Here is a 13,646-nt window from a genome sequence, read left to right as displayed (position 1 = left end):
AAGCCGGTAGGATCCGACGCTGGCAGACAATGCCGCCGCGCGCCGTGTTGAACCACCCTACGGAGGCAGCGGTTGCCCAATACAAAGGTCTATGATGAGGAGTTCAAAGTCGGAAACCTCTAGTCAACACGAGGCAAAGAGCATCGCCTTCATCGTTCGCTCAGATCTTGTTGGGCTAAAGCCGGCGGTGTTGCAGCACTTGATTGTAAAATGGAGTGCTGCATCAGTGGCACACACCAGCCCTTCTAACTCGGCCAAGATGCTGTGTATCTCGACGAGGCACTCGGCCGTCGTTGAGGAGACTTGCTCTATCGACACTGAAACGGGACATATACCCACGTATAGAAGACTCTCTCCGTTGATCCAATCGATCACGAGTGCCCGTCGATATAGGCTCCTCCAAGGCTGAAGGCTGTATGGGATTGATCAACCAAGTGGGGGGCGGAATGGGTCGTATGCGGAAACAGAATCGGACTCGGTTCACGATAGTATCCGCGATTCGTGTGCTGCCGGCGCGCTGTCCAGCCGGTGAAGGGAGCAGGCCGCAGGTCGCATCGCCTGAGACCTGGGACACTCATTCAAGTTGTTTCATCGGCGTTGAGACATTCGGGACCAGATCCGAGCATTCTCTCGGCGCCGCCTCCCGTGCCCACGTTGACAGGGGCGGATACTGTACGGCGTGCGAAGAGCTGGCGCTCTTCAATGCCAACCTCCGATCCGCGTTCGGACTCCTGCGCTGATCTGAAGGAGGCGAGCGATATGCACATGGTTCGGGTCGTAATGATGCGCCACACTCGATATTTCCGGTCCGAAGCCAATTGAGGAGAGAGATCAATGTCCGAACAAATCGATCAGGAACGCCGCCACTTCTTGAGCACAGCGGTCGTGACGCTTGCGGCAGCCGAACTCCCGGTGATAGGCTCGGCAAAGGCGCAACCCAGCCGAGGCAGACCGTTTGAGCCGCCTGCGTTCGGGCCAGGGACAAACAGGTCATTCGGTTCGCTGAAGCAGATCGATGCCGGCGTCCTCAACGTCAGCTACGCGGAAGCCGGACCTCCGGATGGTCCTGCGATCCTTCTCCTGCACGGCTGGCCGTACGACATTCACACCTATGTCGAAGTGGCCCCACTGCTGGCCTCGGCGGGCTATCGGGTGATCGTACCGTATTTGCGCGGCTATGGACCGACCCGTTTTCTGTCCAGTGAAACGTTCCGAAATGGCCAGCCGTTGGCACTCGCCGTCGATGTGACCGCGCTGATGGATGCCTTGAAGATCGACAAGGCTACACTCGGCGGATGCGACTGGGGCGCGCGGACGGCCAACATCGTTGCGGCACTCTGGCCGGAGCGTTGCAGGGCCATGGTGTCCGTGAGCGGTTATCTGATTGGCAGCCAGGAAGCCGGCAGGATGCCGTTGCCTCCCAAGGCCGAACTCGAATGGTGGTACCAGTTCTACTTCGCGACGGAGCGCGGTCGGATCGGGTATGACAAGAACCGGCACGATTTCGCCAGGCTCATTTGGCGGCTCGCCTCGCCGAAATGGGAATTCGACGATGCCACATTCGAGCGCACGGTAGCATCCTTCGACAACCCGGATCACGTGGATGTCGTCATTCACAATTATCGCTGGCGGCTCGGCCTGGCGGACGGCGATCCAGAGCTTCAGGACCTGGAGAAGCGTCTCGCCGCATTCCCGCCGATCAGCGTTCCGACGATCACCCTGGAAGGAGATGCCAATGGCGCACCCCACCCGGACCCGGCAGTCTATGCCCGGAAGTTCTCCGGCTGGTATGAGCATCGGCTGATCACCGAGGGCATAGGCCACAACCTGCCGCAGGAGGCCCCTCAGGCCTTTGCCAGGGCGATGCTCGACGTCGATCGCATTTGAGCGATGTCAAGTTGATGTTGCCAATGGACCTCTGGAGTTATGCTAGCCGGTAATCTTATAGAGTCCTGAGCGGCAGCAGTCGGGGAGGTGGGGTTTTGGTCAGTAGTCATGCGGGCGAAGGGGGCGCGGCTCTCCCATTTGGTCGCCTTCTCACGGAAGCATATGAGCAAGTGTCGAAAATCTTGATAGATCTTGCATCGACGACGGGTCTTTCCTGAGCGGACAGCTGATGACGAGTATAGTCGATTTGCCAATCTCAGCCCGGCCGTCAAATGCTCCACCAGTCCTCATGCTGCTTGAGGCGGAGGTCACCCGTTGCACACCGGAATCCGTCCTGATGAGATCGGCGGGTCGTATGATCGCGTTGCTGACATGGAGTTTGAGAGAATTGCCGCGACGGTCCGGAGCTTGGAGTGAGAACGCGACCGACGAGATGTTTCTGCCAAATCCCTGAAGTAAAACCCGAAGCGGCCTATGGCAAAAATGTCCTCGACTTCGGCGAGAACTGTCGATGTTGTGGCGCATGCTTGTTGCCAGAGTAATGCGGCGCTGGTGTTGACGCCCTATGCATGGGAAGTCAGCGCGAGGCGCCTCACGGCCTGCTTCGAGGACACTGCTGGCGCTCAGCTCGAGACCGCTTGTCCGGTCGGCAATGCGGTTTTGCCTGAGAGCGTCGTGGCTTCCTTGCGGAAGCGGCCGGTATACCTAGCCACGCCCTATGCTCCTGATATGTGACACGCCAGAACAACTGAATGGCACGATGAAGGACTAACGGCATCGTTTGGATAGAGCCAAAATGGGTCGTTCGATATCGGAGACGAATATGAAAGAGCTCATGAACAAGGTCGCGGTGGTCACTGGCGGAAACAGCGGCATTGGGCTCGCCGCAGCCAAGGCATTCGTTGCGGAAGGGGCCAAAGTTGTCATCGTCGGACGGCGTGATGATGCCGTTGCAGCGACCGTCGAGACACTCGGTTCCGACGCAATGGGGCTCACTGGTGACGTAGCTGAGCTAACTACCCATGATCGGCTGGTGTCGCTCATTAACAACCGGTTTGGTGGCATCGATATCTATTTCGCGAACGCTGGCACAAACATCATCACGCCAACGGAGGCAGTGAGTGTCGAGGAGTTCGACACTCAATTCGCGACGAACACGCGCGGAGTCTTCTTCGGCGTTCAGCGTGTTCTGCCGCTTATCCGTGAAGGAGGTTCCATCATCCTCACCAGCTCGATTGCCAGTGAAAAGGTCCTTGAAGGTCATGCGGTTTACGCTGGCACCAAGGCCGCAATCGAAGCGTTTGCACGAAGCTGGGCGCTGGAGCTGAAGGATCGCCGTATTCGCGTGAACGTGCTTAGCCCTGGGCCGGTCGATACACCAATTCTTGCTAAACTGGGCGTTGCTCCCGAGTCGCGTCCAGAATTCGAGGCCCAGACGGCGCAGGCAATTCCACTCGGGCGCCTTGGTCGTCCGGACGAGCTCGCTAGTGCTGCTCTGTTTCTGGCCTCAGACGACAGCAGTTTCGTGACCGGGGTCAACATCCGCGTCGATGGTGGCATGACGTTAGCCTAACACTTGGACCTGCAGGTAACCAACGGATTCCCCTTTGGGATAGCGGCGTACGGGATTTCGGCACCGCTATCGTCAAAGGTGCAACACACCGATAGGAGACGCGGTGAAAATTGGAGCATTGAGAGAAATCTCGCCAGGCGAGAACAGGGTTGCGATGACACCCGACTCGGCCACTCAATTGAACAGACTGGGATACACTTGCGTTATTCAGGCTGGTGCCGGCATGGCAGCGGGATTTTCCGACGCTGCCTATGCTGCAGTCGGTGTTGAAGTGTTTCCTTCCGCCGAAGCTGTGTTCGCAGCCGCCGATGTGGTCGTCAAGGTACGCGGGCCCGAGAGCACCGAGGCAGAAATGCTCCGCCAGGGTCAGACGCTGATCTCTTTCTTCTGGCCGGCCCAGAACTCCGATCTTCTGGAGCAGGTGAGGGAACGGGGCGCCACCGTCATTGCCATGGACATGGTCCCGCGCATCTCGCGCGCCCAGAAGATGGACGCGCTCTCGTCCATGGCCAACATCGCCGGCTACCGCGCCGTGATCGAGGCCGGCAACCACTTCGGCCGCTTCTTCACCGGCCAGGTCACCGCCGCCGGCAAGGTGCCACCCGCCAAGGTGCTGGTGATCGGCGCCGGCGTGGCCGGTCTGGCGGCCATCGGCACCGCCACCAGCCTGGGTGCCATCACCTATGCCTTCGACGTCCGGCCTGAGGTCGCCGAGCAGATCGAGTCCATGGGCGCCCAGTTCGTCTTCCTCGAGTTCGAGCAGACGCAGGACGGGGCCGCCACCGGCGGCTATGCCGCGCCATCCAGCCCGGAGTTCCGGGACAAGCAGCTCGCCAAATTCCGCGAGCTCGCGCCCGAGATCGACATCGTCATCACCACCGCCCTGATCCCCGGCCGGCCGGCGCCCAAGCTGTGGACGGCCGACATGGTCCAGGCGATGAAGCCGGGCTCGGTGATTGTCGATCTCGCGGCCGAACGGGGCGGCAACTGCGACCTGACCGTGCCGGACGAGAAGGTCGTGACGGAGAACGGCGTCACCATCATCGGCTATACCGACTTCCCCAGCCGCATGGCCGCTCAGGCCTCGACGCTCTACGCCAACAACATCCGTCACTTCCTCACCGACCTGACGCCCAACAAGGACGGGGTGATCGTCCACAACATGGACGATGACGTGATCCGCGGCGCCACGGTCACGCACCAGGGCGCGATCACCTATCCGCCTCCGCCGCCCAAGGTGCCGGCGATCGCCGCTGCCAAGCCCAAGGAGAAGGTGAGGGAGCTCACCCCGGAGGAGAAGCGGACCCAGGAGGCCGAAGCCTTCCGGAGCCAGACCAAGACCCAGGTCGGGCTGCTCGTGGCCGGTGGCCTGCTGATTGCGCTGGTCGGCGCCTATGCGCCGGCGAGCTTCATGGCCCACTTCATCGTCTTTGCCCTGGCGTGCTTTGTCGGCTTCCAGGTGATCTGGAGCGTCAGCCATTCCCTGCACACGCCCCTGATGGCGGTGACCAACGCCATCTCGGGCATCGTGGTGCTCGGTGCCCTGCTGCAGGTCGGCTCCAGCCACTGGCTGGTGGTCACCCTGGCCTCGCTCTCGTTCCTGATCGCCACCATCAACATCGTCGGCGGCTTCCTGGTCACCCGCCGGATGCTGGCCATGTTCCAAAAGTCGTGAGGATCTCGCAATGAGCTTTGGACTAGTCTCTGCCGCCTATGTGGCGGCTGCCATCCTGTTCATCCTGGCGCTCGGCGGCCTGTCGGGCCATGAGAGCGCCAAGCGGGCCGTCTGGTTCGGCATTGCCGGCATGGCGCTCGCCGTCGGGGCCACGGTGTTCGGGCCCGGCATCGGCAATTACGCCGTCATTGCCGCCATGCTGGTGATCGGCTCTGGCCTGGGCTGGTACGTAGCGAAAAAGGTCGAGATGACCGAGATGCCGCAGCTGGTGGCGGCCCTGCACTCCTTTGTGGGCTTGGCTGCCGTGTTCATCGGCTTCAACGCCGATCTCGAGCTCACCCGCGTGCTGGCGCTGGACGGAGCCTCACGGCAGGCGCTGACCGGCTTTGCCGGGGTGCTGGCGCACAAGAGCGGCGTGGAGATCGCGATCCTGAAGGTGGAGGTGTTCCTCGGCGTATTCATCGGCGCGGTGACGTTTACCGGCTCGGTGATCGCGTTTTGCAAGCTCGCCGGCAAGGTCGATGGCAAGGCCAGGAAGCTGCCCGGCGGGCATGGGCTCAATGCCGGGGCGGCGCTGCTCTCGCTGCTTCTCCTGGTGCTGTACGTCAATGGTGCTGGTATCTGGGCCCTGGCGGGCATGACGCTGCTGGCGTTCTTCATCGGCTATCACCTGATCTTAGGGATCGGCGGGGCCGACATGCCGGTGGTGGTCTCGATGCTCAACTCCTACTCGGGCTGGGCGGCAGCCGCGATCGGCTTCACGCTCGGCAATGACCTGCTGATCGTCACCGGCGCCCTGGTCGGCTCCTCGGGCGCGATCCTGAGCTATATCATGTGCAAGGCGATGAACCGGAGCTTCCTCTCCGTGATTCTAGGCGGGTTTGGCGCCACCACCGGTCCGGTGATGGCGATCGCCGGAGAGCAGATCGCCATCGATGCCGATGGGGTGGCGACGGCCCTGGAGGAGGCGGACAGCATCGTGATCGTGCCGGGCTATGGCATGGCCGTGGCGCAGGCCCAGCAATCGGTGTCGGAGTTGACCCGGCGCTTGAGAGCCAAGGGCAAGCAGGTGCGCTTTGCCATCCATCCGGTGGCCGGGCGCCTGCCGGGGCACATGAACGTGCTCCTGGCCGAGGCCAAGGTGCCGTACGACATCGTGCTGGAGATGGACGAGATCAACGAGGACTTCCCGGAGACCGACGTGGTGATCGTCATCGGCTCGAACGACATCGTCAACCCGGCCGCCCAGGAGGATCCGAACAGCCCGATTGCCGGCATGCCGGTGCTGGAGGTCTGGAAGGCCAAGCAGGTGTTCGTGTCGAAGCGCGGGCAGGGGACCGGCTACTCCGGGATTGAGAACCCGCTGTTCTACAAGGGCAACACCCGCATGTTCTACGGCGATGCTAAAGCCAGCATCGACCAGCTCGTGCAGGCGATATAGGACTTAGCTGCTGACATGAGTTCAGCCGGGAAACAACCTCCATGACGTTGCAAATCTAGCAGTTGTTGCGGGCTCGAGGAGACGTTTTGACCCGGTCGCCATAGAAAGTAGGCATTGGGATGTCCATGAGCAGGAGGATGGCGGTGCAATCTGGTGCCGCCATTCGCTTACGATACGCCTGAGGTTCCCAAACGTCTCCAATTGAACCGGTTGGCGGGGTCAATGTGCCACGTCTCTCAATGGCACGCTCATTGCTTCCGCCTCCATGTCAATGAGGGCGGTTCCCGACCTCATCCTTTTGAAAGTTTATCTGAGTGGCGAAGCACAGGCTTCACTGTCAGGCGGCACACTTCAAGCATGGATCGAATCGAGAAGCCTACGCCACTCGTGTATTCTGGCCGCTACGAAGTCGAGGAACACACGCGCACGAGATGGCATGATGCGTCCAAAAGCGTGAAGAGCCTGCACTGGGACCGACGGCATCGGGATTTCTGGCAGTACGACGCTCAACAATCCGGCACTTAGCTCCTCATGGACATTGGTACGCAGTATCTGTGCAATACCTAAACCGTTCACCGCAGCAATCCGGAGCGCATCGCCACTGTCGGCATCGAGGGCACCTTCGGGTGTCAAACTTGTTCCGTCCGCAAACGTGATGGGGAACGGCCGTCCTGCCAGCATATAGCGGACATGAGCATGATGGCGTAGGTCATCGGTACTCCGCGGCTCACCTCGGGCAGAAAGGTAAGCAGGAGATGCAACCAGAACGAGCGGCAGCTCTCCCAATGAGCGAGACATCAGACCTGTGTCAGCCACACGGCCGACCCGGATGGTCAAATCGAATCCTTCACGGATCAAATCGACATGTCGGTCGGTCAAGCTTACGTCGAGTTTCACATGTGGGTGATGGGGCAGAAATTGCGTGGTGATAGCCTGCATGAGAAATCGCCCAAGGTCAGCCGGCATGCTTAACCGAAGGCGGCCCACTGGCTCCTGCCCCGAGCGGAGACTATCACTTGCCTCTTCCAAAGCGCGCATCAAAGGGGAGATGCGGTCAAAGTAGTCTTGACCTTCGGCAGTTAGGCTAAAGGACCGGGTGGATCGATGAAATAGTCGGGCGCCGACGCGCTGCTCAAGCCGTGCTATGCTTTTTGATATGGCCGAAGGCGTCGTGCCAAGGAGCTTCGCTCCCCCTGTAAACGACCCTGCTTCCACCGCACGGACGAAAGCGCTTAAGCCCTGCAACCTTTCGATATCTGCCATTTGTGACTTACCGGCATTTGTGATTGGCCGCCTGAAGGACTAACCCTGCCTCCTGAAAAGGTCCAGATAAACCTTGTCGGAACTGGAGCGAAAGGTGGAGAAATCTGGGTGAGCAGCCACGCCAATACTAACGAAGACGATGGGCGTATGGCCATACGTTCAGCTCTCCACCCACAGATGACCCATCTCCTTCCTTTGAGGGATCAACCACCTCACTGAGACGGCTCGCACCACACGGTCTCTCAGATCCGATGAAAGCAGCGTGACAACTGTCATAAGTACTCAGCTGGATAAAAGCCAACCTTATAAGCTCGGTTGTGTAAAAGACGGTCACGATAATCGCGGGATTTCGGATGCCCGTTGTCGATATCTTACATTTGGGGATTCAAATGAGTTCGTTCGAAGGCAAAGTCGTCATCGTTACAGGCGGGGGTGCCGGCATCGGGTTAGCTGCTGCGAAACTCTTTGCATCAAGGGGAGCGCGCGTCCTTATCACAGGACGCCGTGCGAACGTCTTGCAAGAGATTACATCGACGAATCCCAATATTCTGGGCTTTGCCGCGGACGCTTCGGACCCAGACGCAGCATCGAAGACTGTCGCAGCAGCGATTGACACCTGGGGACGGTTAGACGTCCTCGTCAATAACGCAGGTGGAGGTGCTATTCAGCCTCTTGGAGGAGTCGACATCAAAACGATATCAGAGGTTTATTCCGTCAATGTCGTTGGTCCTATCCTTCTCACGGCTGTCGCCGTTCCTCACCTCGTGAAGACGAAGGGAGCAGTCGTCAACATGTCGAGCACGTTCGGAAGTAAGGTAGCTTCTGGGCTGTCCCTTTACGGGTCTAGCAAGGCAGCCATTGAGTACCTCACACGCGCCTGGGCGATTGAACTTGCGCCATTTGGTATCCGCGTCAACGCAATCGCGCCTGGCCCTGTGGAAACCGACTTTCTGCGGGAAAGAATGCGGCTTACAGACGAGGAGATTAAAGCTGTGAAGGATCAGGAGACCCGGAGAATCCCTCTTGGACGCCGCGGAGATCCGAGCGATGTCGCGCCGTGGATGTTGGCTCTTGCCGACCCTGCCACAACGTGGGTCACAGGACAGATCATCGCCGTTGACGGCGGACTGGTCAACGCGTGACTGATGCTCGTATGGCGTCGTCAGAAGAGCGGCTCGCAGAGCGCCGAAATGCATCGTAGGATAGGGGCAGGCTTTCTTGTGCGACCAGTGCCACCTGACGCCTGCAACCATTCGACGTATCATATGTGGGCCGTTCTCTTTTGCCTGAGTCTCTCATGACCTCAGTCTGACAAGCAGGGTCCAAGGACGCCGTTCCGCTTCAATCCAAGGTCTCACGCTCTTTACGTTTGCAGTGACGTCGGCGAGATCGACCACCATCGGTTCTCGTGTAATCAGGATTGCCGGGGAGGCTAGGGCGGCAAGCAGCAGTGCGCATAGAGGAGAGCATGGCTGCCTTTCCAGGCTTCGGCGATGAGTGTCATGTCTAGAGCCCCCCCCCGACCTGAGCCAACCGTAAGGCAGCACAGCGGACATGAGAATTAGCACGAGGGCGACGACGTTGCCGGAGTGCGACTGCGACTCCGGCGTGCCCAAGGAGTGCATGGCGGAGATCGTGCCCAAAAGGGTCGGCGCCAAAGACATCACTGTGGCGATTGAGAAACCATAACCATGTGAGTCTGGGCTATGGAGGTTCGGCTAAACTCAACGTCGTGCAGGTATACAATCTCGGACGACAACCGGTTCTCGTAAGCTTAGAGCGAGTGTCTTGACTTGACCTTACAGTGACGCGTCTTTGCAGAAGCTATCCATCTGATCGAGTTGCGCCAAACTCGCTTGCTCTAGGCACTTCAATGCGTTGACTGTCCGACCCGGGTTGCGACCACCATTTGTAAGGCGGAGTTGATAGAGAGCATTCGGGTTATGCAGGAGCCGGGATAGAGGCCCTCGGCGTAATCCCTACGCGGCGCACCGCTCCTTAGGATTGGCGTACTCTGGAAGTTCATGCGAATGACACTCAGTCATGATGCACCGCATAGCGTCGGGCACGGCAATGGGCGACGGGTCATCGAGGATGATATGACCTTGGGAGGAGACCCTCATGTGCGATGAGGCAATCACAGCGGGCCGATTGGAACGCCTGCCGTGAAACTCATCGGCCAAGATTCGCTCATCAATCGGTCCAAATAGAGACGCGCGGGTAAAGAGCCAGTCAATCGGGCGGCTGCAGATTCTCATAATTTGAAACGCATACAGGCCGGACTCTGTCGCTATAACGACAAAGTTTTCCGGCCGTAGTTCAAGTGCAATCCTCTCCAAGAACAGTGAGTTATCGCCCACGATGAGGATGCGTTCCTGCTTCGACGAAATCATAGCGTCGTCCCGGCAATAAGAGGATCATATAATGCGCCGTGTGAGAGTGGCAATCGCTCCTGGAAGGCTCATACTTTACAAGCAATCCGCTCCGGTTCTCTAGTGCGCTTACACATGTATGCGAAGGCGCAAACTTTCGGGAGTAATATACTATAGGCTAGGTCGGTTGCTACGAGGGTCACGCAAGGATTTAGCCTTCGAAGCCTCGATGATTGAATGCTTGATGCTTAAGGGAGTATGTTGTGGCCGTTTAACAGTTGCTTTCGGTGATGGGCCATGCACTCACTACCACAAGAGCGTCTCGTCGTTCATGGGCGTGTTCTGCCTTGCCGCCGCTCTCGACCGGCTCAATCGCTAACAGGACTCTGCAGAATGAGCCTAATCGTCTGCTCCTCGCCTTCTTTAGCGCAACCTTTCATGGTCGGCCGCATGCCTCCTTAGGTTGGGGGCAAGGCCTTCTGAATGTGCCCGTCAACGTGAGGCAAGGAAAGGTTTGGCGGGATCACGTCGATCAGACGGCAGACGTACGTCGGGGAGGAGGTCGGGGCGTCTGCGGCATTGAGATCGAGGATCTAATTCGTTTCGTTCGCAAATATGGGGATCTCGAACTATTTGATGATTGGTATCGTGGCTCATTTGACTGTGCTGAGTAGAAGCGAACCAGCGGGACCGACAGCATTGGGAGATTCAGAATGCAAGTGGGAATGGTCGGGCTCGGCCGGATGGGCGGAAACATTGTTCGCCGCCTCATGCAATCAGGGCACACGGCTGTTGTGTATGACCACCATCCAGACGCAGTCACAGGTCTGGCAGGCGAGGGCGCGACGGGATCCGAGAGCCTCGAGGATCTTGTCGCCCGGCTTGATGCCCCGCGGGTTGTCTGGGTCATGCTGCCCGCTGGTGACATCACTGAGGCCACCATCCAGCAGCTTGCTGGCCTTCTCGAGGACGGAGACACCATCATCGATGGCGGCAACACCTTCTGGCAGGACGATGTCCGGCGAGCAGGCGAGCTCCGCAGTCGCGGCCTGCACTACATCGATGTGGGCACCAGCGGTGGGGTATGGGGACTGGAGCGCGGGTACTGCCTGATGATCGGCGGCGAGACAGTCATCGTCGAACGCCTGGATCCGATCTTTGCTGCCCTGGCGCCCGGACGCGGCGACCTTCCGGTCACCCCGGGGCGCGAGGGCAGGGATCCGCGGGCCGAGCAGGGCTACATCCATGCCGGGCCGAGCGGCGCCGGCCACTTCGTCAAGATGATCCACAACGGCATCGAGTACGGCCTGATGCAAGCTTACGCCGAGGGCTTCGACATCCTGCGCAATGCCGCAAGCCCAATCCTGCCGCCCGAGCATCGCTTTAACTTCGACGTGGCCGATGTCGCCGAGGTCTGGCGCCGGGGCAGCGTGATCACCTCCTGGCTGCTTGATCTCACGGCCACCGCCCTGGCCGAGGATGAGCACCTCAGCACCTACTCAGGCTATGTCGAGGATTCCGGCGAGGGGCGCTGGACCATCCAGGCCGCGATCGATGAGGCGGTCCCGGCCGAGGTCCTCACCGCTGCCCTTTACGCCCGCTTCCGCTCGCGCCAGGAGCATACCTTTGCCGAGAAGATGCTCTCGGCCATGCGCAAGGGCTTCGGCGGCCATGTCGAGGCCAGGAAGCCGGAAGGAGAAGGGGCATGACGCAGTCTCACGCACCTGCCGCCGACCCGTGCTGTTTCGTGATCTTCGGCGCCTCCGGAGATCTGACAAGTCGTTTGCTCCTGCCGGCCCTCTACAATCTGGCCGCCACAGGCCTGCTGCCGGAGCGCTTCGCCATCGTTGGTGTCGCGCGCAGCGTCCACACGGCGGATGAGTTCCGCCAGGAACTGCTCGATGCTCTGCAAGCCCATGCAACCCAGGACGTGGATCCACAGCTGGCCGAGTGGCTGGTGGCTCATGTCGCTTACGTGTCCGGCAGCGTCGATGACCCTGAGACCTTTTCCAAGCTTACAGCGACCCTGGAGGAGATCGAGCCGACGGCCGGCACGCAGGGCAACCGGCTGTTTTACCTGGCCATGCCACCGGATACGTTCGAGCCGATTGCGCGCCATCTGGCGAGGGCCGGCCTTTCCCAGGAGGGAAACTCAGGGGGCTCGTGGCGCCGGGTGGTGGTCGAGAAGCCGTTCGGGCGAGATCTGGCCTCAGCCCGGGCCCTCAATCGTGCCCTTCTGGAGGTCCTGACCGAAGATCAGATCTACCGCATCGATCACTATCTCGGCAAAGAGACGGTCCAGAACATCCTGCTGTTGCGCTTTGCCAATGGCCTGTTCGAGCCGATCTGGAACCGCAACCACATTGACCATGTGCAGATTACCGTGGCGGAAACCGTCAACGTCGAGAGGCGAGGGCGCTTCTACGACCGGACGGGGGCCTTGCGGGACATGGTGCCTAACCACCTGTTCCAGCTACTGGCGTTGATTGCCATGGAGCCACCCGCCCGCTTTGAGGCGGAGCGGGTCCGGAATGCGAAGGCCGAGGCCCTGGAGGCAATCCGGATCCCGGGCGAGGCTGAGGCGCTGGCGAACTCGGTGCGCGGGCAGTATCGCGCCGGCCGTGTTCACGATGAGCCGGTGGTGGCGTACCGGGACGCCGAGCATGTGGCACCCAGCAGCGTCACAGAAACCTATGCGGCCCTTCGGCTTGAGGTCGACAACTGGCGCTGGGCAGGCGTGCCGTTTTACCTGAGAACCGGAAAAGCTCTCTCGGCCCGCCGCACGGAGGTGGCGATCAAGTTCAAGCAGGCGCCGATCTCGATGTTTGAGCAAACCTCCGTCGATCACCTTGGTCAGAACTTTCTGGTTTTGCGGATCCAGCCCAATGAGGGCATCACGTTGCGCTTCAATGCCAAAGTGCCTGGACCAGTGCTGGCGGCGGAGAGTGTCGACATGACCTTCAAGTACAAGGATCATTTCGACGTGGCCCCGAGCACCGGCTACGAGACACTGATCTATGACTGCATGATGGGAGATGCCCTGCACTTCCAGCGGGCTGACGGTGTAGAGGCGGGATGGGCCGTCGTTCAGCCGTTTCTTGATGCCTGGGCCAGAGATGGAGCCAAGGGACTGGAGTTCTATCCCGCCGGTTCATCTGGGCCGGAGGAGGCGGGTTTCCTGCTGGCGCGCGATGGGCGACGTTGGAGAACGATCGATTAACGGCTTCCTGTCGTTCATCATGATGGATGTAGGGATTGTATCTCCGGCGCGAGTTGGGTTTCAGGTTAGTGGCTCGCGACCGGTGAGATAGGTTTTCGGCCCCAAGCTTTGAATCACGAAAATCAACACCAGGCGGTCATGTATGCCGCCCAACTAAGCCTCGTCTCTCCATGGTCGGATATAACACATGGAGGCCTGGCGTCTGCGAAACCCTC

8 protein-coding genes are annotated in these 13,646 nt (G+C 59.9%); 7 read left to right on the top strand and 1 reads right to left on the bottom strand.

Annotated features, from left to right (window positions below):
* The first annotated feature begins 834 nt into the window (after positions 1–834).
* The 4 genes from U0023_RS33185 (at position 835) to U0023_RS33170 (ending at position 6,576) form a co-directional block, all read left to right on the top strand.
* Positions 835–1,887 (top strand): alpha/beta fold hydrolase, encoded by a 1,053-nt coding sequence (locus U0023_RS33185; RefSeq protein WP_009762522.1) that lies wholly within the window; start codon positions 835–837, stop codon positions 1,885–1,887.
* 823 nt (positions 1,888–2,710) lie between these two features.
* On the top strand, positions 2,711–3,460 hold the full coding sequence (locus U0023_RS33180; protein ID WP_009762521.1) for an SDR family NAD(P)-dependent oxidoreductase: 750 nt from the start codon (positions 2,711–2,713) through the stop codon (positions 3,458–3,460).
* A 103-nt stretch (positions 3,461–3,563) separates the two neighbouring features.
* Positions 3,564–5,135, top strand: coding sequence for a Re/Si-specific NAD(P)(+) transhydrogenase subunit alpha (locus U0023_RS33175; protein WP_009762520.1), 1,572 nt, complete (start codon positions 3,564–3,566; stop codon positions 5,133–5,135).
* A gap of 10 nt (positions 5,136–5,145) precedes the next feature.
* Entirely contained in the window at positions 5,146–6,576 is a 1,431-nt protein-coding gene (locus U0023_RS33170) for an NAD(P)(+) transhydrogenase (Re/Si-specific) subunit beta (RefSeq protein ID WP_009762519.1), read from the top strand.
* A 351-nt stretch (positions 6,577–6,927) separates the two neighbouring features.
* On the opposite strand, the gene U0023_RS33165 is transcribed toward U0023_RS33170, so the two are convergent.
* Positions 6,928–7,839 carry a LysR family transcriptional regulator gene (locus tag U0023_RS33165; RefSeq protein WP_009762518.1) on the bottom strand — a complete coding sequence of 304 codons (912 nt, stop codon included), beginning with the start codon at positions 7,837–7,839 and terminating at the stop codon, positions 6,928–6,930.
* Positions 7,840–8,228: 389 nt separating this feature from the next.
* Here U0023_RS33165 and U0023_RS33160 point away from each other — a divergent pair, with 389 nt between their 5' ends.
* The 3 genes from U0023_RS33160 (at position 8,229) to zwf (ending at position 13,431) form a co-directional block, all read left to right on the top strand.
* Positions 8,229–8,981, top strand: a complete 753-nt coding sequence (locus tag U0023_RS33160; RefSeq protein WP_009762517.1) for an SDR family NAD(P)-dependent oxidoreductase — start codon at positions 8,229–8,231, stop codon at positions 8,979–8,981.
* 1,943 nt (positions 8,982–10,924) lie between these two features.
* The gene (gnd, locus tag U0023_RS33155; RefSeq protein WP_009762515.1) at positions 10,925–11,920 is read left to right on the top strand and encodes a phosphogluconate dehydrogenase (NAD(+)-dependent, decarboxylating); all 996 of its coding nucleotides are present in this window, start codon (positions 10,925–10,927) and stop codon (positions 11,918–11,920) included.
* Complete coding sequence (zwf, locus tag U0023_RS33150; RefSeq protein WP_009762514.1) at positions 11,917–13,431, top strand: glucose-6-phosphate dehydrogenase; 1,515 nt, start codon at positions 11,917–11,919, stop codon at positions 13,429–13,431. The genes gnd and zwf overlap by 4 nt, the downstream gene beginning before the upstream one ends.
* Positions 13,432–13,646 lie beyond the last annotated feature (215 nt).

The organism is Microvirga lotononidis, from assembly GCF_034627025.1.
Classification (GTDB): domain Bacteria; phylum Pseudomonadota; class Alphaproteobacteria; order Rhizobiales; family Beijerinckiaceae; genus Microvirga; species Microvirga lotononidis.
The sequence above is the reverse complement of the archived record's forward strand: the minus strand, read 5'-3'. Positions and strand labels throughout refer to the sequence as shown.

Excerpts from the sequence above, each read along its gene's own strand:
- U0023_RS33180 (WP_009762521.1), top strand. The coding sequence starts at position 2,711 with ATGAAAGAGCTCATGAACAAGGTCGCGGTGGTCACTGGCGGAAACAGC.
- U0023_RS33160 (WP_009762517.1), top strand. The coding sequence starts at position 8,229 with ATGAGTTCGTTCGAAGGCAAAGTCGTCATCGTTACAGGCGGGGGTGCC.
- U0023_RS33185 (WP_009762522.1), top strand. The coding sequence starts at position 835 with ATGTCCGAACAAATCGATCAGGAACGCCGCCACTTCTTGAGCACAGCG.
- zwf (WP_009762514.1), top strand. The coding sequence starts at position 11,917 with ATGACGCAGTCTCACGCACCTGCCGCCGACCCGTGCTGTTTCGTGATC.
- U0023_RS33170 (WP_009762519.1), top strand. The coding sequence starts at position 5,146 with ATGAGCTTTGGACTAGTCTCTGCCGCCTATGTGGCGGCTGCCATCCTG.
- U0023_RS33165 (WP_009762518.1), bottom strand. The coding sequence starts at position 7,839 with ATGGCAGATATCGAAAGGTTGCAGGGCTTAAGCGCTTTCGTCCGTGCG.
- gnd (WP_009762515.1), top strand. The coding sequence starts at position 10,925 with ATGCAAGTGGGAATGGTCGGGCTCGGCCGGATGGGCGGAAACATTGTT.